The organism is Pseudomonas sp. GW821-FHT09E12, assembly GCF_059416085.1.
This window is the reverse complement of record NZ_JBWKOM010000004.1, coordinates 272,789-291,869: the sequence shown is the minus strand read 5'-3', so window position 1 is coordinate 291,869 and position 19,081 is coordinate 272,789. Positions and strand designations below refer to the sequence as shown.

Genomic DNA, 19,081 nt, shown 5'->3' with positions numbered 1-19,081 from the left:
CCCCTCCCACGGTTGTCGTGGAGGCTCATGACCGGGCTTCTGTGCCTCCTCGCCTTCACCTCGACCCAGGCCGCCGAGCCCGCCCCGCGCAAGGCCTACCTGAGCCTGATCATCGACGACCTCGGGCAGAACCTGCCCCGCGATCGCCGCGTACTCGCCCTGCCCGGCCCGGTGACCACGGCGATCATGCCCGACACGCCCCACGCCGCCGAGTTCGCCCGCGAAGCCCATCGCGCCGGCAAGATCGTCATCCTGCACATGCCCATGGACCCGGCCACCGGGCCCTTCGCCTGGCACCCCGAGCTGCCCATCGAAGAGCTGGAAAAGCGCCTCAACGCCGCCTTCAAGGCCGTGCCCTACACCAGCGGCATCAACAACCACATGGGCAGCCGCATGACCTCCCAGCCCCAGGCCATGGCCTGGCTGATGGGCGAATTGCAGCGCCGCCACAAGTTCTTTGTCGACAGCCGCACCAGCGCCAAGACCGTGGCCGCCGCCGAGGCGCAGAAGATCGGCCTGGCCAGCGTGTCCCGAGATGTGTTCCTCGACGACGAACGCACCGAAACGGCGATCGGCACCCAGTTGCAGACTGCGATCAACCTGGCGCGCAAGCAGGGTTCGGCGGTGGTGATCGGCCATCCCTACCCGCAGACCCTGGCCGTGCTCGAACGCGAACTGCCCAGGCTCAAGGCCCAGGGTATCGACTGGATCGATATCAAGTTGATGATCAGCGTGCGCAGCAACAAGGCCATGGCCGGGCACGGCAAGGATGGGGTTTACCGGTGAGGCCAACATGCCCTGTAGCCGCTGCCGCAGGCGGCGATCAGGCGCGTAGCGGCCGCTAATGCGGCCAGCACATAATCCTGGGTGACATGGAATATCGTTGGCGACGGCTGCGCCGTCGATCGCAGCCTGCGGCAGCGGCTACAGGGGAGCAATCAGAGATAACGCCCCATGATTTCTTCCACCACGCCTTCCTCGCGCAGTTGATCCAGCGCGGCCTGCAGCCGGGCGACGGTCTCGTCCGGGACTTCTTTGTTCAGCGCCAGGTACAGCTGGGCGCTGTGGAAGCGCAGCACGGTCTTGAGCCCGGTCACGCCTTCCTGCCTGGCCAGATAGCGCCCGGCGGGATCGCCAGTGGCCCATAGATCGATCTGGCCGCCAACCAGCTTCCTGGCGTTGTCCTGGTCCCTCAGCACCACCAGCGGCTTGAGTCCTTGCTTGGCCAGGGTCTCGGCAATGGCGTCGCCCTTGTAGGCGCCAATCCGGTATTTGCGCGCCTGCTCCAGAGATTGCAGGGCGATCTTGCTATCGCCCCGGGCCAGCATGATCCAGTCATCCGGGCCGATGGGGCCGACCCATTTGAACAGCGGCTCCCGGTCCGGCAGCCGCGCCATGACAAACACGCCATACCCCGGCTGCTCCAGGGCGAGCTTGTAGATGCGCTCCCAGGGAAAACGCAGGGTCAGGCTGTAATTGATCCCGGCACGCTTGAACATTTCGCGGACGATATCCACGGCGATGCCGTTGATATTCTCGCCCTGGGCGAAATTCTTGCCGTTCTTGGCCATGTTGTAGGGGGGGAAGTTTTCCGTCAGCAGCACCAGGGAGGTGCCTGGCGTTTGCGCTGCGCGAGCGCCTGCGGCGAAGAGGACCGAAGCGCTGGCAAGAACAAGAAGAAGACGTTTGAACATGACGGGCTACCGGAATCCATGGCGTGCCCAAGAGTGCCGCGAGCCCGCCATGCTGTCCAGTGGCTACCGCACGACGATGCCGCGGTGCGCCATATAAGCCTTGGCTTCCGGAACCGTGTACTCGCCGAAGTGGAAGATACTTGCCGCCAGTACCGCGCTGGCGTGGCCTTCGAGGATGCCGTCGGCCAGGTGCTGCAGGTTGCCGACCCCGCCCGAGGCGATCACCGGAATGCCCAGGGCATCGCTGATGGCGCGGGTCACACCCAGGTCGAAGCCGTTCTTCATGCCGTCCTGGTCCATGCTGGTCAGCAGGATTTCGCCGGCGCCCAGGCCTTCCATCTTCTTCGCCCACTCCACCGCGTCCAGCCCGGTAGGCTTGCGCCCGCCGTGGGTGAAGATCTCCCAGCGCGGGGTTTCGCCCGGCCCGGAAACTTTCTTCGCATCGATGGCGACGACGATGCACTGCGAGCCGAAATGCTGCGCCGCTTCGCCGACGAACTCGGGGTTGAACACCGCCGCGGTGTTGATCGAGACCTTGTCCGCCCCGGCATTGAGCAGATTGCGGATGTCCTGCACGGTGCGCACGCCACCGCCCACGGTCAGCGGGATGAACACCTGGCTGGCCATGCGCTCGACGGTATGCAGCGTGGTGTCGCGGCCATCGACGCTGGCGGTGATATCGAGAAAGGTAATCTCGTCCGCGCCCTGCTCGTCGTAGCGACGGGCGATTTCCACCGGGTCGCCGGCGTCACGGATGTTCTCGAACTTGACGCCCTTGACCACCCGGCCGTTGTCCACGTCCAGGCAAGGGATGATGCGTTTAGCCAGCGCCATGGTGAGTCCTCAGCCTTGGTACGAATCGCAGAAGGCTTGCGCCTCGGCGACGTCGAGGGTGCCTTCGTAGATCGCGCGGCCGGTGATGGCGCCAATGATCCCCGGAGCCTTGGCGTCCAGCAGGGCCTTGATGTCGCCCAGGTTGTGGATACCGCCGGAAGCGATCACCGGGATCTTGGTGGCAGCGGCCAGGGCGGCGGTGAAGGGTACGTTGCAGCCCTGCATCATGCCGTCTTTGGCGATGTCGGTATAAACGATGGCGGACACGCCGTCGGCTTCGAAGCGCTTGGCTAGGTCGATGACCTGCACGCTGCTGACCTCGGCCCAGCCGTCGGTGGCGACGAAACCGTCCTTGGCGTCCAGACCGACGATCACCTTACCCGGGAAGGCGCGGCAAGCTTCGGCGACGAACTCCGGCTCTTTCACCGCCTTGGTGCCGATGATCACGTAGCTCACGCCAGCCTTGACGTAGTGCTCGATGGTTTCCAGCGAGCGGATGCCACCACCGATCTGGATCGGCAGGTTCGGGTAGCGCTTGGCGATGGCGGTGACCACTTCGCCGTTGACCGGCTGGCCTTCGAAGGCGCCGTTCAGGTCGACCAGATGCAGACGGCGGCAGCCGCCCTCCACCCACTTAGCAGCCATGCTCACCGGGTCATCGGAGAACACCGTGGAATCTTCCATGCGGCCCTGGCGCAGACGTACACAGGCACCGTCTTTAAGATCGATAGCGGGGATAATCAGCATCTGGCAAACCTTCAAATTCGATTGTTCAGCTTCACTCGGAAATCAGTTTTTCTCGAGCGCCCACAGGTCGCTTTCGATGCTTTCGAACCGCTCTTTGAGCTGGGCCTGCACATCGAAAATCGCCCTGTTGTAATAGTGCGGAGCAATTTCGCGGGTAAAGAGTTCAAGAATCTCGGCCGCCTCGAACGAGCCCAGGTCGAGCTCGAAGCGATCTTCCATGAAGCGCTGGATCTTGTGATTGGCCTCACTCTCCTGCTCGGGCGTGAGGGTCAGGATCGGCGCCTTCTTCTTGACCGCCATTTACCAACGACCGTCCCACGCCGCGAAGTTCTGCAGCAATTGCAGGCCATGGGTATGGCTTTTCTCCGGGTGGAACTGCACGGCGAAGCGCGAGCCCTCGGCCAGTGCCGCGGCGAAATCGACGCCGTAGTGGCCGCTACCGACCACCTGCCGCGCGTTGCCGGCGGCGATGTAGTAGCTGTGCACGAAGTAGAAGCGCGCCAGGTCCGGGATGTTGTGCCACAGCGGATGGCTCACCGCCTGTTTCACTTCGTTCCAGCCCATGTGCGGGACTTTCAGGTGCTCGCCGTCCTCATGCAGGCCCTTGCCGAAGAACTTCACCTGGCCGGGGAACAGGCCGATGCAGTCGACGCCGTCGTTCTCTTCGCTGCGGTCGAGCAAGGCCTGCATGCCCACGCAGATGCCGAGGAACGGACGGTCCTGGCTGACTTCACGCACCAGCGCGTCGAAGCCCAGGCGACGGATCTCCGCCATGCAGTCGCGAATCGCGCCGACGCCGGGGAAGACCACCCGGTCTGCTTCGCGAATCACATTGGCATCGCTGGTGATCAGCACCTTGCCGGCGCCAACATGCTCGAGGGCCTTGGCCACCGAGTGCAGGTTGCCCATGCCGTAATCGATAACCGCGACCGTCTGCATTACAGCACGCCCTTGGTCGAAGGCATCTGCCCGGCCATGCGGTCATCCAGCTCCACGGCCATGCGCAGCGCGCGGCCGAAAGCCTTGAACACGGTTTCGATCTGGTGGTGGGTGTTGTGCCCACGCAGGTTGTCGATGTGCAGAGTGACGTTGGCGTGGTTGACGAAGCCCTGGAAGAATTCCTGGAACAGGTCGACATCGAAGCCGCCCACAGTGGCGCGGGTGTAAGGCACGTGCATCTGCAGGCCAGGGCGGCCGGAGAAGTCGATCACCACGCGCGACAGCGCTTCATCGAGCGGCACGTAGGCGTGGCCGTAGCGACGGATGCCCTTCTTGTCGCCGATGGCTTTGGTGAAGGCCTGGCCCAGGGTGATACCGACATCCTCCACGGTGTGGTGGTCGTCGATATGCAAGTCGCCTTTGCTTTCGATATCCAGGTCGATCAGCCCGTGACGGGCGATCTGGTCCAGCATGTGCTCAAGGAAGGGAACCCCGATATCGAATCGGGCCTTTCCGGTGCCATCCAGGTTGATCGAGGCTTTGATCTGGGTTTCCAGAGTGTCGCGCTCGACAGACGCCTTACGTTCGGCCATCACCAGCTCCGCAAAATCATTGGGCGAAAAAGGCGAACATTATAGGCCGGACGGCGGCTAAACAGGAACACGCAGGACAAGATCCTGACGGGCTGAAGCCAATAAAGCCGGGGCTGTACCTGTCATGACAAGCAATATGAAATCGATGGCCGCTACCGAAGCCTCCCGAAAGCCCACGACCGATCGCAAATCTTCTGTAGGAACGAGGCTTGCCCGCGAACAGGATCGCGCGGTGCATCAGGTATACCCCCGCTATCGTTCGCTCATCGCGGGCAAGCCTCGCTCCTACAGAAAAAGGTCGATGCGCCTGGCAGCAGTACCAGGCGCAATCACTTAGTGGAACAACACCGCGGTCTTCTGCAGGGTGACCCACACGCCCCACGCCAGCGGAATACCCACCACCAGCCAGGCGGCGACCGCCAGCGGCACGCTGCCGGACGAGGCCTTCCACTCCAGCACGGTGGTGCTGTCTGCGCCCTTGTCATGGCCCAGCGCCTGTTCGGCGGCCAGCTCGGCGTCGCTCATGAAGTACTTGTCGGCCACCGGACGCACCAGCAGGTTGCACAGGAAACCCAGCACCAGCAGGCCGGCGAGGATGTACAGGGTGATGTCGTAGGCCGCGGCGCGCTCGACGCCGATGCTCAGCTGATACTCACGCAGGTAGTTCACCAGCACCGGACCCAGTACGCCTGCCGCCGCCCAGGCGGTCAGCAGGCGACCGTGGATCGCGCCCACCATCTGGGTGCCGAACAGGTCCGCCAGGTAGGCCGGAACCGTGGCGAAACCGCCGCCGTACATCGACAGGATGATGCAGAACGCCGCCACGAACAGCGCGACGTTGCCCAGGTGCCCCAGGTTCGGGATCAGCGCATACAGGGCAAAACCCAGGGCGAAGAACACGAAGTAGGTGTTCTTGCGCCCCAGGTAGTCGGAGAACGACGCCCAGAAGAAACGACCACCGATGTTGAACAGGCTCAACAGACCGGTGAAGCCGGCGGCGATCGCAGCGATCGACGCCAGTTGCGAGGCATCCAGCTGACCGAAGGCCAGTTCATTGCCCAGCAGCTTGCCGGCGAAGACTTCCTGCAACAGCGGCGAAGCCATGCCGAGGATGCCGATACCCGCGGAAACGTTCAGGCACAGCACCAGCCATACCAGGCGAAACTGCGGGGTTTTCCAGGCCACGTTCACATGCACATGACGGTGGGTGATCATCGCGTTCGCGGCTTTTTTCGCCGGCGGGGTCCAGCCCTCGGGCTTCCAGCCGGTCGGCGGCACGCGGTACGACAGCGCGCCACCGATCATGAACACGAAGTAGATCGCCGCCATCACCAGGAAGCTCTGCCAGACGCCGACGCCGGTTGGCGAAGCGAAGTGGCTCATCAGTGCCGCCGCCAGCGGCGCACCGACCATCGCACCACCGCCGAAGCCCATGATCGCCATGCCGGTGGCCATGCCGCGCTTGTCCGGGAACCATTTGATCAGGGTCGACACCGGCGAAATGTAACCCAGGCCCAGGCCGATACCGCCGATCACGCCGGAGCCGAGCCACATCAGCCAGATCTGGTGGGTATAGATACCCAGCGCCGAAATCAGCAGGCCGCCGCACCAGCACAGCGCCGATACCACACCGGCCTTGCGCGGGCCGGCGTGTTCCAGCCAGCCGCCCCAGATCGCCGCGGAGCAGCCGAGGAAAATGAAGAACAGGGTATAGATCCAGCCGAGCATCGAGATCGGCCAATCGCACTGGGACGAAAAGACCTGCGCGATAAAGCTCATGTCCGGGGCGCAGGCCACCGGGGCGGTCACGCCCAGGGCCTTGGACAGCGGCAACCAGAACACCGAGAAGCCGTAGGCCATGCCGATGCACAGGTGGATGGCCAGGGCGGCCGGTGGAACCAGCCAACGGTTGAAACCGGGCTTGGCGATGATGCGTTCTTTGGACAAGAACGCCGGCTGGGCGGCAATCGCGCCCGCCTCGGTGCTAGTGCTCATGAGTGTTTCCCCCAATTATTGGAATTATTCGCCGGCCACTCTCCACTCACGACCTTTGCACGCAGACGTGGCCGTTTTATCGAGTGAAGCTCCATAGAGTGCGACTTTTGGTCGCGGAAGGGCAGATGAACTGCGAGAGATTACCATTTGCTCGTGACAGAAAAAGCAAACTGCCATCACCTTTTCAGCGTCATCTGCTCCGCAAGACGGCAATAACGCTTCTGTAGGAGCCAGGCTTGCCGTCGATGGGTGTTATGCGGTGTGTCAGGCAGAACGCTTCGCGGGCAAGCCTCGCTCCTACAGAAGCCTGCCCCTCGCCAGCCCGCGCGCTGCTGTCGATAATGGCCAGCCATTCCTTCGCTCTGCACAGGATTCCCCATGCCCATCGTTGTCGAGTCGCTGAAACAAGCCAGCTATCAGGATCAACAGGACCTGCAGAAGATCTACCGCGACGCCCCGCCCTGGCTGTTCGCCCCGCAGCGCGACGATATGGAACTGATCGAGGCCGCCCTGGGCGACGGCAGCCTGATCGCCGGGCGCTTCAACGACCGCCTGCTGGGCGCCGCCCGCCTGCAACGGCACCAAGACGTCTGGCACCTGTCCCAATTGTGTGTGCGCAAGATCACCCGGCGTCGCGGCGTGGCCGAGCGACTGGTGAGCGAAGCCCGGACAATGGCCGCCCGGCACGGCGCCACCTTGCGCCTGCTGGCCCCCGCCGGGCACCTCGAAGCCCAGGCGCTGGCGGCCAAGCTGCAGATACCGCTGGATGTGCTGCAAAGCGATCAGTGACCAGCGGCCAGGTCCGGGGCGTTATACTCCCCGGCTAAATTCGAATTCGACACTACAAGGACTCGCCCATGAAAGCGTTCGGCAAAATCCTGGGTCTGGTACTTCTCGGGCTGTTGCTGATCATCGTGGCTCTCGGCTTCGCCCTGACTCACCTGTTTGATCCCAACGACTACAAAGAAGAAATTCGCCAGATAGCCCGCGACAAGGCCCACATCGAGCTGACGCTCAATGGCGATATCGGCTGGAGCCTGTTCCCCTGGCTCGGCCTCGAACTGCATGAAGCCGGGGTCGCCACCCTGGCCAACCCGACCCAGCCGTTCGCCGATTTGCAGATGCTCGGCTTGTCGGTCCGCGTGCTGCCGTTGCTGCGCCGCGAAGTGCAGATGAGCGATGTGCGTGTCGAAGGCCTGAACCTGCGCCTGACCCGCAACAAGGATGGCCACGGCAACTGGGAAGACATCGGCAAGGTCGCCCCCGCCGACAAGCAGGCCGCAACCCCGGCCACCAGCACCGGCGAAACCACGACCACGACCCCGGCCACCACGGAAAAACCGGCGCAGCCGATCCGCCTGGATATCGACAGCCTGACCGTGAACAACGCCCGGGTGGAATACAACGACGAACAGAGCGGCAAGCAGTTCACCGCCGAAAGCATCCAACTGAGCACCGGCCCGATCCACGAAGCGACCAATACCCCGGTCAAGCTCACTGCCTTCCTCGCCAGCACCCAGCCGGTCGTGCGCGTGCGCACCGAGTTGAAGGGCGAGCTGCGCTTCGACCGCGTCCTCAAGCGCTACCAGTTCGAAGACATGAAACTGTCCGGCGAAGCCGCCGGCGATCCGCTGCAAGGCAAGACCCTGACCTTCGCCGCCCAGGGCCAGCTGCTGCTGGACAAGGCCGCCAACGTCGCCGAATGGAACAGCCTGAAGCTCTCGCTCAACCAGCTGCGCGCCATCGGCGAGCTCAAGGTCAACGACCTGGACAAGACCCCGCAACTCAACGGCGGCATTTCCATCGCCCAGTTCGACCTGGCCAAGTTCGTCGACAGCATCGGCCAGACCCTGCCGGCCATGGCCGAAGGCAGCCTGAGCAAAGTCGAGCTGGTCAGCCGCCTGTCCGCCACGCCGAACAGCATCGCCCTGGAAAACATCAACCTGAAACTCGACGACAGCAGCTTCAGCGGCCGCCTGGCGGTCGAAGACCTGGCCAAGCAATCGCTGCGCGCCCAGCTCAAGGCCGACACCTTCGACGTCGACCGCTACCTGCCGCCGAAATCCGCCGAAGCCAACAGCGCCGCGGTGGCACGCAAGGCCGAAGTGCAGAGCAGCGAAGCCAGCGCCGTCGCAGGGGCCGGCAACTCGCCGCTGCCGGACGCGCCGACCAAGGGCGCCTGGAGCACCGAGCGCCTGCTGCCGGTGGAACGCCTGAGCAAGCTGGATGTGGACGCCGACCTGAGCTTCGGCCAGTTGACCCTGGACAAGCTACCGATCCAGAACGCCACGCTCAAGGCCAACGGCCAGGGCGGCCTGCTGAAACTCGAAGGCCTGCGCGGCGAGCTGTACAACGGCAGCTTCGAAGCCAACGGCAACCTCGACGTGCGCCAGCCAACGCCACAGTTGAGCCTGCAGACCAGGATCAACCGGGTACCGGTGGAACGCATCCTGGAAAGCCAGGGGCAGACCCCGCCGGTCAAGGGCCTGGTGACCCTCGACAGCAACCTGACCAGCAGCGGCAACAGCCAGAAAGCGCTGGTCGATAGCCTCAACGGCAACGCCAGCTTCGTCGTCAACAACGGCGTGCTGCTCAATGCCAACCTCGAACAGCAAGTGTGCCAGGGCATCGCCACGCTGAACCGCAAGACCTTGAGCAGCGAGCCGCGGGGCAAGGACACACCCTTCCAGGAACTCAAGGGCAACCTGACCCTGCGCAACGGCGTGGCCAGCAACCCGGACCTGAAAGTGCGCATCCCGGGCATGAGCGTCAAAGGCAATGGCGACATCGACCTGCGCGTACTGGGCATGGATTACCGCGTCGGCATCGTCGTCGAAGGCGACAAGAGCGACGTGCCGGACCCGGCCTGCCAGGTCGGCGAGCGTTTTGTCGGCATCGAACTGCCGCTGCGCTGCCGCGGCCCGCTGGAGCTGGGCGCCAAGGCCTGCCGCCTGGACCGCGACGGCCTGGGCCAGGTCGCGGCCAAGCTGGCCGGCGATCGCCTCAGCGAAAAACTCGATGAGAAGCTGGGCGACAAGGTCAGCCCGGAACTGAAAAACGCGCTCAAAGGGCTGTTCAAACGATGAGGGCCGAGCAGTTCGCACCGGCGGTACTGGACTGGTACGACCGCCATGGCCGCCATGACCTGCCCTGGCAGCAAGAGATCAACCCGTATCGGGTATGGGTCTCGGAAATCATGTTGCAGCAGACCCAGGTCAGCACCGTGCTCAACTACTTCGACCGGTTCATGGCCTCGCTGCCGACGGTCCAGGCCCTGGCCGCCGCGCCGGAAGACGAAGTGCTGCACCTGTGGACCGGCCTGGGTTACTACACCCGCGCGCGCAACCTGCAAAAGACCGCGAAGATCGTGGTCGCCGAGTATGGCGGCGAGTTTCCCCGCGACGTGGAAAAACTCACCGAACTGCCGGGCATCGGCCTGTCCACCGCCGGCGCCATCGCCAGCATCAGCATGGGCCTGCGCGCGCCGATCCTCGACGGTAACGTCAAGCGGGTGCTGGCGCGCTTTACCGCGCAGGAGGGCTACCCGGGCGAACCCAGGGTGGCCAAGCAGCTGTGGGCCGCGGCCGAGCGCTTCACCCCCCAGACCCGGGTGAACCATTACACCCAGGCGATGATGGACCTGGGTGCCACCCTCTGTACCCGGAGCAAACCCAGCTGCCTGCTGTGCCCCCTGGAAAGAGGCTGCGAAGCGCACATGCTGGGCCTGGAAACCCGCTACCCGATTCCCAAGCCACGCAAGACGGTCCCGCAGAAACGCACGCTGATGCCGATGCTGGCCAACCACGAAGGCGCCATTCTGCTGTACCGCCGGCCCTCCAGCGGCCTGTGGGGCGGTTTGTGGAGCCTGCCGGAGCTGGACGACCTGGCGGACCTGGAACACCTGGCTTCGCAGCACTCGCTGGAGCTGGGCAAGCAACAGGAAATGCCCGGGCTGGTGCACACCTTCAGTCACTTCCAGCTGGCCATCGAGCCCTGGCTGGTGCAGGTCCAGGCATCCACCCATCACGTGGCCGAGGCCGACTGGCTCTGGTATAACCTCGCCACCCCGCCGCGCCTGGGCCTTGCCGCCCCGGTGAAAAAGCTGCTCAAACGCGCGGCCGACGTATTGAACGCAGGAGAGTTGCAATGACCCGCACCGTAATGTGCCGCAAGTACAAAGAACAATTGCCGGGCCTGGAGCGTCCTCCGTACCCGGGTGCCAAGGGCCAGGAGATTTTCGAGCACGTGTCGGCCAAGGCCTGGGCCGACTGGCAGAAACACCAGACCCTGCTGATCAACGAAAAACGCCTGAACATGATGAACGCCGAAGACCGCAAATACCTGCAGGGCGAGATGGACAAGTTCTTCTCCGGCGAGGAATACGCCAAGGCCGACGGCTACGTGCCGCCGTCCGAGTAATTGCACTCAAATCGGGGCGGGAACGTAAGCGGCGGTAATAATTAAACTTTTTTTCAAAACTTGCTTGACGCCCCCCCGAAAAACCCGTTTAATGCGCCCCGTTGCCCAGATAGCTCAGTCGGTAGAGCAGGGGATTGAAAATCCCCGTGTCGGCGGTTCGATTCCGTCTCTGGGCACCACTAATACCGAAACCCCTGAATCGCAAGATTCAGGGGTTTTTTATTGCCTGCGATTTGATGCGCCTGTTTTCAGCATTGCAGCCTTCACTCAATAACCTTCATTCCAATGCAGGTTGAGGTCGCGAATGCCCGCCACTTTCATATCCACCGCGCTGCGCTCGGTACGCCCGCCACGGGTGGCGACAACCTGGTACTTGCCGGCCGGCAGTTGCACAAAGACGATGGGGCCCACCTGATTCAGGGTCAGGACCGGCTGCCCTTGCGGATTCTGGATCGCCAGGTCGACATCCGAGGTGTATTTGTTTTCCGGGCCGACGGAAAAGGTCATGTGCAGGTTGTACCCCTTGGTCTGCAAGAGCGTCCGCGATTCGTCCAGGCCGATACCGCCGGACAGATAGGTAATGCCGTTCTGCTGTTGAGGTTCCAGCTGCACGCCCGCCGGGTCGATGGGTTCGTTGCTGGGGGTGGCGGACTGTACGCTGAACGGCGCGAGTGACAGGAACGCCGCGAGAACGCCTGTTACGACACACAAGTAAAAGGACTTCATGATGAGCACTCCCGGGTTCGTCTCGAACCACTGAATGGGAAACGCCACCGCCAAGAGCCCAGCCCCAGAACGGCAGCGTCCGGGTCTCCCCTTTTCATCTTGAATGGTCCAGCTACGCCTCAGGCAAACGATGCTCGAATGAACAGCCCGTAAGCGTCATGCATCCGTGATCGCCCCCAGGCCCTGATATTCAGTGTACGCCCCGATGCCAGGCCGTTTAGATCGATTCGGTGTGATGCTTTTAACCAAAAGTACCTAGCAGCGCGCCTGTCCCGACGGTTGCCACGGCGCGGACAAGGCGGTTATTAATGCTTGCACTTAAAAAGAGCCGACACGCCTTTTCGCCCGCAAAGGAATACGCGCCGATGACCGTGCAATCCCCGCCCTCGCCCCTGCACCCGGCCAGCACCGTGACCAGCAGCCCCGGCACAGCCTTCCGCGAACCCGCCGCCGATGGCTTTATCCTCGGTGGTTTCACCTGGCGCCATGCCGAACCGGACCCCGCACGCCCAGTAGTGATCATCAATGCCGCCACCTCCGTGCGTTGCCGGCACTATTCACGGTTCGCCGATTACCTGTTCAGCCATGGCCTCGACGTCATCACCTACGACTACCGCGGCATCGGCGAGTCGCGGCCGGCCTCGATGCGCAAGCTGAAGGCGTCCTGGTCGGACTGGGGCAGCCTGGACTTCGAAGCCATGCTGCAACGCGCGCAGCGGGAATGCCCCGGCCAGCCCATCGACGTGGTCGGGCACAGCTTCGGCGGCTGCGCGGCAGGGCTGGGCGCATCCGGGCAGTTGATCCGCCGCGCGGTGACAGTGGGCGCGCAGTTCGCCTACTGGCGCGACTACGCCCCGGCGAGCCGCTGGCGCATGCTGGGCAAATGGCATGTCGTGATGCCGCTGCTGACGGCGATTTACGGCTACTTCCCCGGCAAGCGCCTGGGCTGGCTGGAGGACACCCCCGCCGGCGTGGTGCGCGACTGGGCCACGCCCACCGCGCACTATCAACGGCGGCCCAGCGGGCGTCACCTGGCGCGCCGGGACCCGGCGCTGCCCTTCGCCCGGGTCAAGGCGCAACTGCTGGCCATCAGCATCAGCGACGACCCTTACGGCACCGTGCCGGCCATCGAGCGCCTGCTGGGCTACTTCACCGCCAGCCAGCGCAGCCATTGGCGCATCGAACCCGAGGACATCGGCGAGCGGGAAGTCGGGCACTTCGCGTTTTTCCGCAGCCATTACCAGGACCGCCTGTGGCCGATCGCCCTGGCCTGGCTGCAACACGCCGCGCTGCCCAGCGACACCCCGGGACGCCTGATCAGCGGTAGCCGTTGAGCGTGCCAGGCAGCGCATTTACTGGCATCCTCTGCCGCCTGAAAGCCAGGCCGGACACTGTATCCATCCCTGGCCCCCTCTTTGCGCAAAAGGTATGACGCCCATGGCATCTGCGAACAAGCAACACAAAAGAGCCCAGCGGGCGAAAACCAAGGCCAAGCAGAACCGCACCCAGCGCAACGCTGCGCCGGTGGAGCTGGACCCGAACGACGACCGCATCGACTTCGAATCGGTGGACCTGACCGAGCTGTTCAAGAAGATGATCGACGCCGAGAAGACCAGCCAGCAGGCGATGTGCGCGGCGTTCCTGGAAGACCCGCTGCTGGAGATCGTCTACGAGCAGGAAGGCGAGGAAGGCGCCATGGACTTCATCCTCGCCGCCCTGATCGAGTACCGCCAGTGGTCCACCGAGAGCGACGAGGCCGGCGCCCTGGCCTGGATCGAAAGCCCGGAGTTCCAGGCCGCCTACCTGGCCGCCTCGGAAGCCCTGATGCAGAAATAAGCTTCAACACAATCTGTAGCCGCTGGCGCAGCCTGCGGCTACAGCGCGCCCTGCATGACCCTCACTGCTGCGTCGAATGTTCAATCGTCATCGCGGGCAAGCCTCGCTCCTACGGATCACCTTCATCTGTAGGAGCGAGGCTTGCCCGCGAAAGCGTCGGTACAGGCCATAAAAAAGGCCGCTGTCAGCACTGACAGCGGCCTTTTTCGTTACCGGGAAAAACTCAGGCGCGGCTCAATACACCGGCCGCCTGCTTCTCCAGCTTGCGCCGACGCGCAACCAGCAGGCCCGCCGCGATCACGACGATGCTCAGCAGGCCGGTGGCGACGATCTCCATACGGTGCCCTTCCTGGAACAGCATGATAGTCAGCACCCCGACGATGAACACGATCACCGCGTAGGTCAGGCCCGGGAACAGCCACATGCGGAAGGCGATCTTCTCGCCGGCCGCCGTGCGTTTCTGGCGCATGCGCAGCTGCGATACCGCGATCACCAGGTACACCAGCAAGGCAATGGCGCCGGAACTGGCCAACAGGAAATTGAACACCGCGGCGGGTGCCACGTAGTTGGCGAATACCGCGAGGAAGGCGGCTGCGGTGGACAGGATCACCGCCCAGTAAGGCGTGCCGCTAGTGTTGGTGCGCTTGGCCGCGGCCGGGGCGTCGCCGCGCTTGCCCAGGGAGAACAGCATGCGCGAGGCGGTGTAGAGCGCCGAGTTCAGGCAGCTGGTCACCGCCACCAGCACCACCAGATCGACGATCAGCTTGGCATTGGGGATGCCCATGCGGTCGAGCACGGTCTGGTAGGAACCGACCTGGGCCAGGCTCGGGTCATTCCATGGCACCAGGGCCACGACGATAAAGATCGACACCAGGTAGAACAGGCCGATCCGCCAGATCACCGAATTGGTGGCCTTGCTGATCTGCTGGCCCGGGTTCTTCGATTCGGCGGCGGCGATGGTGACGATCTCGGTGCCCATGAACGAGAACATGGTGGTCAGCATGGCGGCGAGTACCGCGCCCATGCCGTTGGGCAAAAAGCCCTGGGTATCGAACAGGTGCGAGACGCCGCTGACATTGCTGGTCGGCAGCAGGCCGAAGATCGCCAGCAGGCCGAGCACCACGAAGCCGATGATCGCCACGACCTTGATCAGGGCGAACCAGAACTCGAACTCACCGTAGTTCTTCACGCTGAACAGGTTGGTCGCGGTCAGCAGCAAGGTGATGACCAGGGTAAAGGCCCAGATCGCTATATCAGGGAACCAGGCATGCAGGATGGTCGCGGCGGCGTTGGCCTCCAGCGGAATCACCAGCACCCAGAACCACCAGTACAGCCAGCCGATGGTGAAACCGGCCCAGTGGCCGATGGCGCGGTCGGCATACGTCGAGAAGGAACCCGTGTCCGGCGAGGCGACGGCCATTTCGGCCAGCATGCGCATCACCAGCACCACCAGGGTGCCCGCGGCCGCATAGGCCAGCAGCACGGCAGGGCCGGCTTCGGCGATGGCGTGGCCGGAACCGACGAACAGCCCGGCGCCGATTACCCCGGCGATCGACAGCATGGTGACATGCCGCGGTTTGAGCCCCTGTTCGAGGTCATTGGAGGTCTGCGTACTGCTCATTGAAACTACCTTTGCGAAGAAAGCGAAAGCGTCCACCCGGCCTGGATATTCTTTCTCGTAAAAAGAATCCAACAGGGCGTTCTTTATTTCTTACGCAAGATTTGCGCCAAAATGTTACAGGTTCCCAGCCGGCGCGGCCTGCGAAGGCGACCGACGGATGAGCGCAAGTCCTTGAGATTAATGGCCTTGCGCCAGAACGTTACCGCACCACCCATTTGTAGAACGAAGCAGCGCACCAGAAACACACACAAAAAGTGTGCGACGCACAAATAGAGGGCGGATACGCAACCTTTGGCCGTTTTACCCTTCCAACACCTGGCCAAAGCTGGCACCATCGCGCCTTTTTTTACGCGACACCCGCTGGGAACAGGGTTCAAACGGGCGTTCGGTTGTTGACGGGGCGACAGTCTGCTGTGCCGATGCGACAACCTGTCACACGCCGTCTGCTTACACCCTGAAGCGCTGTTGGCTGTCATTCGAACGCTATGCTAGGTTGGCGCCTCGCCAGAAAAGCCGCTACCAGCAGGAGCGCAATGAACTCATGAGGACCGCACATGGCTGAGGCCACGCCCGCGCTTGAAATCCGCAACTTGCACAAACGGTACGGCTCGCTGGAGGTACTCAAGGGTGTCTCGCTGACCGCACGCGACGGCGATGTGATCTCGATCCTGGGTTCCTCCGGTTCCGGCAAGTCCACCTTCCTGCGTTGCATCAACCTCCTGGAAAACCCACACCAGGGCCAGATCCTGGTGGCCGGTGAAGAACTCAAGCTCAAGGCCGCCAAGAACGGCGAACTGGTTGCCGCCGACGGCAAGCAGATCAACCGCCTGCGCAGCGAAATCGGCTTCGTGTTCCAGAACTTCAACCTCTGGCCGCACATGAGCGTGCTCGACAACATCATCGAGGCGCCGCGTCGGGTGCTCGGCCAGAGCAAGGCCGAAGCCATCGAAGTGGCCGAAGCGCTGCTGGCCAAGGTCGGCATCGCCGACAAGCGCCACGCCTACCCGGCCCAGCTCTCCGGCGGCCAGCAGCAACGCGCCGCCATCGCCCGCACCCTGGCGATGCAGCCCAAAGTCATCCTGTTCGACGAGCCGACCTCGGCACTGGACCCGGAAATGGTCCAGGAAGTGCTCAACGTGATCCGCGCCCTGGCCGAAGAAGGCCGGACCATGCTGCTGGTCACCCACGAAATGGGCTTTGCCCGTCAGGTCTCCAGTGAAGTGGTGTTCCTGCACCAGGGCCTGGTGGAAGAGCAAGGATCGCCACAGCAGGTGTTCGAGAACCCGCTTTCGGCACGCTGCAAACAATTCATGTCCAGCAACCGCTAACGGAGCAACACGCATGCAGAGCTATAAGAAATTCCTCCTGGCCGCTGCCGCCACTCTGGTGTTCTCGGCCAATGCGATGGCCGCCGACAAACTGAAGATGGGCATCGAAGCGGCCTACCCGCCGTTCAACAACAAGGATGCCAGCGGCCAGGTCGTCGGTTTCGACAAAGACGTCGGCGATGCCCTGTGCGCCAAGATGAAAGTCGAGTGCGAAGTGGTCACCTCCGACTGGGACGGCATCATCCCGGCCCTGAACGCCAAGAAGTTCGACTTCCTGATCTCCTCGATGTCGATCACCGACGAGCGCAAGCAGGCGGTGGACTTCACCGACCCGTACTACTCCAACAAGCTGCAGTTCATCGCGCCTAAAGACAAGACCGACTTCAAGACCGACAAAGCCTCCCTCAAGGGCAAGATCATCGGTGCGCAGCGCGCCACCCTGGCCGGCACCTGGCTGGAAGACAACCTGGGCGACGACATCACCATCAAGCTCTACGACACCCAGGAAAACGCCTTCCTCGACCTGACGTCCGGCCGCCTGGACGCGATCCTGGCCGACAAGTACGTCAACTACGAGTGGCTCAAAAGCGAAGCGGGCAAGCCTTACGAGTTCAAGGGCGACCCGGTTGAAGAAAGCGACAAGATCGGCATCGCCGTGCGCAAGAACGATCCGATCCGCGAGAAGCTCAACGCCGCCCTGAAGGAAATCGTGGCCGACGGCACCTACAAGAAGATCAACGACAAGTACTTCCCGTTCAGCATCTACTGATACTGACTGGCCTGCCCGGCGCCCTTCCCCGAGGGTGCCGGTCCTTAGCAAAGCCTGCCGCGACTTGAATAACCATCCATGAATATCGATCTCTACGGATTCGGCCCGGCGCTCGCCGCTGGCGCGCTGATGACCGTCAAGCTGGCTCTTTCGGCGCTGTGCCTGGGGCTGGTGCTCGGCCTGCTCGGCGCCTTGGCCAAGACTTCCCCGTACAAGCCGCTGCAATGGCTTGGCGGCACCTATTCGACCCTGGTGCGCGGCGTTCCCGAACTGCTCTGGGTGCTGCTGATCTACTTCGGCACCGTCAACCTGATGCGCGCCCTGGGTGAGTTCTTCGGCAACCCGGAGCTGGAACTCAACGCCTTCGCCGCCGGGGTCATCGCCCTCGGCCTGTGCTTCGGCGCCTACGCCACCGAAGTGTTCCGTGGCGCGATCCTCGCCATCCCCAAGGGCCATCGTGAGGCCGGCGTGGCCCTGGGCCTGTCGAAATGGCGGATCTTCACCAGGCTGATCATGCCGCAGATGTGGCGCATCGCCCTGCCGGGCCTGGGCAACCTGTTCATGATCCTGATGAAGGACACCGCGCTGGTGTCGGTGATCGGCCTGGAAGAAATCATGCGTCACTCGCAGATCGCCGTGACCGTGTCCAAGCAACCTTTCACCTTCTATATGGTGGCGGCCTTCATGTACCTGGGCCTGACCGTGCTGGCCATGACCGGCATGCATTTCCTGGAAAAACGCGCCGCTCGCGGCTTCGCGAGGAGCGCCCAATGAACTGGGAAGTGATCATCAAGTGGCTGCCCAAGCTGGCCCAGGGCGCCACGCTGACCCTGGAACTGGTGGCCATCGCGGTCATCGCCGGGCTGCTGCTGGCCATTCCGCTGGGCATCGCCCGCTCGTCGCGCCTGTGGTACGTGCGCGCCCTGCCCTATGCCTACATTTTCTTCTTCCGCGGCACGCCGCTGCTGGTGCAGCTGTTCCTGGTCTACTACGGCCTGGCGCAGTTCGACGCAGTGCGTAACAGCGCGATGTGGCCGTACCTGCGCGATCCGTTCTGGTGCGCCACCGCCACCATGACCCTGCACACCGCGGCCTATATCGCCGAGATCCTGCGCGGAGCGATCCAGGCCATCCCGCCGGGCGAGATCGAAGCGGCGCGGGCGCTGGGCATGTCCAAGCCCAAGGCGCTGTTCTACATCATCCTGCCCCGGGCCGCGCGCATCGGCCTGCCGGCCTACAGCAACGAAGTGATCCTGATGCTCAAGGCCAGCGCCCTGGCCAGCACCGTGACCCTGCTGGAACTGACCGGCATGGCCCGCACCATCATTGCCCGCACCTACCTGCCGGTGGAGATTTTCTTCGCCGCCGGGGTGTTCTACCTGCTGATGTCCTATGTGCTGGTGCAAGGCTTCAAGCTGCTGGAACGCTGGCTGCGCGTCGAGCAATGCCAAGGCCGCTGAACTGCTTCTGTAGGAGCGAGGCTTGCCCGCGATAAACGATAACGCGGTGTACCAGATAACCCGCGACGCTCTCATCGCGGGCAAGCCTCGCTCCTACGGCCCCTATCCTGAGCAGCCCAG

At 63.4% G+C, this 19,081-nt stretch carries 20 protein-coding genes and 1 tRNA gene; 12 read left to right on the top strand and 9 right to left on the bottom strand.

What is annotated here, in order from left to right:
* The first annotated feature begins 27 nt into the window (after positions 1-27).
* Positions 28-786, top strand: a complete 759-nt coding sequence (locus AC07PQ_RS13275) for a divergent polysaccharide deacetylase family protein (RefSeq protein WP_493185677.1) — start codon at positions 28-30, stop codon at positions 784-786.
* Between the two features lie 152 nt (positions 787-938).
* Here the strand turns inward: AC07PQ_RS13275 and AC07PQ_RS13270 are convergent, their stop codons facing one another.
* The 7 genes from AC07PQ_RS13270 to AC07PQ_RS13240 all read right to left on the bottom strand — a co-directional run bounded on the left by AC07PQ_RS13270 (position 939) and on the right by AC07PQ_RS13240 (position 6,802).
* A complete protein-coding gene (locus AC07PQ_RS13270) occupies positions 939-1,694 on the bottom strand; it encodes a substrate-binding periplasmic protein (RefSeq protein ID WP_037033848.1) in 756 nt (251 codons plus the stop codon).
* Between the two features lie 63 nt (positions 1,695-1,757).
* Positions 1,758-2,528 carry an imidazole glycerol phosphate synthase subunit HisF gene (gene hisF / locus AC07PQ_RS13265; RefSeq protein WP_007921812.1) on the bottom strand — a complete coding sequence of 257 codons (771 nt, stop codon included), beginning with the start codon at positions 2,526-2,528 and terminating at the stop codon, positions 1,758-1,760.
* Positions 2,529-2,537: 9 nt separating this feature from the next.
* Positions 2,538-3,275 carry a 1-(5-phosphoribosyl)-5-[(5-phosphoribosylamino)methylideneamino]imidazole-4-carboxamide isomerase gene (hisA, locus tag AC07PQ_RS13260; RefSeq protein WP_007921811.1) on the bottom strand — a complete coding sequence of 246 codons (738 nt, stop codon included), beginning with the start codon at positions 3,273-3,275 and terminating at the stop codon, positions 2,538-2,540.
* A 42-nt stretch (positions 3,276-3,317) separates the two neighbouring features.
* Positions 3,318-3,575, bottom strand: coding sequence for a DUF2164 domain-containing protein (locus tag AC07PQ_RS13255; protein WP_007921810.1), 258 nt, complete (start codon positions 3,573-3,575; stop codon positions 3,318-3,320).
* Positions 3,576-4,214 carry an imidazole glycerol phosphate synthase subunit HisH gene (hisH, locus tag AC07PQ_RS13250; RefSeq protein ID WP_053259308.1) on the bottom strand — a complete coding sequence of 213 codons (639 nt, stop codon included), beginning with the start codon at positions 4,212-4,214 and terminating at the stop codon, positions 3,576-3,578.
* On the bottom strand, positions 4,214-4,807 hold the full coding sequence (gene hisB, locus AC07PQ_RS13245) for an imidazoleglycerol-phosphate dehydratase HisB (RefSeq protein WP_007921806.1): 594 nt from the start codon (positions 4,805-4,807) through the stop codon (positions 4,214-4,216). The genes hisH and hisB overlap by 1 nt, the downstream gene beginning before the upstream one ends.
* Before the next feature lie 333 nt (positions 4,808-5,140).
* A complete protein-coding gene (locus tag AC07PQ_RS13240) occupies positions 5,141-6,802 on the bottom strand; it encodes an OFA family MFS transporter (protein ID WP_087089685.1) in 1,662 nt (553 codons plus the stop codon).
* Positions 6,803-7,180: 378 nt separating this feature from the next.
* On the opposite strand from AC07PQ_RS13240, the gene AC07PQ_RS13235 reads away from it, so the two are divergent.
* From AC07PQ_RS13235 to AC07PQ_RS13215, 5 genes are all read left to right on the top strand, one after another.
* The gene (locus tag AC07PQ_RS13235) at positions 7,181-7,591 is read left to right on the top strand and encodes an acetyl-CoA sensor PanZ family protein (RefSeq protein WP_493185676.1); all 411 of its coding nucleotides are present in this window, start codon (positions 7,181-7,183) and stop codon (positions 7,589-7,591) included.
* A 68-nt stretch (positions 7,592-7,659) separates the two neighbouring features.
* Complete coding sequence (locus tag AC07PQ_RS13230; RefSeq protein WP_493185675.1) at positions 7,660-9,888, top strand: AsmA family protein; 2,229 nt, start codon at positions 7,660-7,662, stop codon at positions 9,886-9,888.
* Complete coding sequence (gene mutY / locus AC07PQ_RS13225; protein ID WP_101336586.1) at positions 9,885-10,952, top strand: A/G-specific adenine glycosylase; 1,068 nt, start codon at positions 9,885-9,887, stop codon at positions 10,950-10,952. Before AC07PQ_RS13230 ends, mutY begins: the two co-directional genes overlap by 4 nt.
* Entirely contained in the window at positions 10,949-11,221 is a 273-nt protein-coding gene (locus AC07PQ_RS13220; RefSeq protein ID WP_007921798.1) for an oxidative damage protection protein, read from the top strand. The genes mutY and AC07PQ_RS13220 overlap by 4 nt, the downstream gene beginning before the upstream one ends.
* Positions 11,222-11,324: 103 nt before the next feature.
* Positions 11,325-11,400 (top strand) — tRNA-Phe (locus tag AC07PQ_RS13215).
* 88 nt (positions 11,401-11,488) lie between these two features.
* Here the strand turns inward: AC07PQ_RS13215 and AC07PQ_RS13210 are convergent.
* Positions 11,489-11,947: a hypothetical protein gene (locus AC07PQ_RS13210; protein ID WP_007921797.1), complete on the bottom strand. Its 459-nt coding sequence runs from the start codon at positions 11,945-11,947 to the stop codon at positions 11,489-11,491.
* Between the two features lie 365 nt (positions 11,948-12,312).
* Here AC07PQ_RS13210 and AC07PQ_RS13205 point away from each other — a divergent pair, with 365 nt between their 5' ends.
* On the top strand, positions 12,313-13,281 hold the full coding sequence (locus AC07PQ_RS13205; RefSeq protein WP_493185674.1) for an alpha/beta hydrolase family protein: 969 nt from the start codon (positions 12,313-12,315) through the stop codon (positions 13,279-13,281).
* 103 nt (positions 13,282-13,384) lie between these two features.
* Positions 13,385-13,783, top strand: a complete 399-nt coding sequence (locus AC07PQ_RS13200; protein WP_007921795.1) for a hypothetical protein — start codon at positions 13,385-13,387, stop codon at positions 13,781-13,783.
* Positions 13,784-14,006: 223 nt separating this feature from the next.
* Here the strand turns inward: AC07PQ_RS13200 and gabP are convergent, their stop codons facing one another.
* Positions 14,007-15,404: a GABA permease gene (gabP, locus tag AC07PQ_RS13195; RefSeq protein WP_102680694.1), complete on the bottom strand. Its 1,398-nt coding sequence runs from the start codon at positions 15,402-15,404 to the stop codon at positions 14,007-14,009.
* A 554-nt stretch (positions 15,405-15,958) separates the two neighbouring features.
* Here gabP and AC07PQ_RS13190 point away from each other — a divergent pair.
* The 4 genes from AC07PQ_RS13190 (at position 15,959) to AC07PQ_RS13175 (ending at position 18,961) form a co-directional block, all read left to right on the top strand.
* The gene (locus tag AC07PQ_RS13190; protein WP_007922616.1) at positions 15,959-16,732 is read left to right on the top strand and encodes an ABC transporter ATP-binding protein; all 774 of its coding nucleotides are present in this window, start codon (positions 15,959-15,961) and stop codon (positions 16,730-16,732) included.
* 13 nt (positions 16,733-16,745) lie between these two features.
* Positions 16,746-17,501 carry an ABC transporter substrate-binding protein gene (locus AC07PQ_RS13185; RefSeq protein WP_087089668.1) on the top strand — a complete coding sequence of 252 codons (756 nt, stop codon included), beginning with the start codon at positions 16,746-16,748 and terminating at the stop codon, positions 17,499-17,501.
* A gap of 78 nt (positions 17,502-17,579) precedes the next feature.
* Entirely contained in the window at positions 17,580-18,275 is a 696-nt protein-coding gene (locus AC07PQ_RS13180) for an ABC transporter permease (protein ID WP_007922609.1), read from the top strand.
* Positions 18,272-18,961 carry an ABC transporter permease gene (locus AC07PQ_RS13175; RefSeq protein WP_007922607.1) on the top strand — a complete coding sequence of 230 codons (690 nt, stop codon included), beginning with the start codon at positions 18,272-18,274 and terminating at the stop codon, positions 18,959-18,961. The genes AC07PQ_RS13180 and AC07PQ_RS13175 overlap by 4 nt, the downstream gene beginning before the upstream one ends.
* Positions 18,962-19,081: the final 120 nt, after the last annotated feature.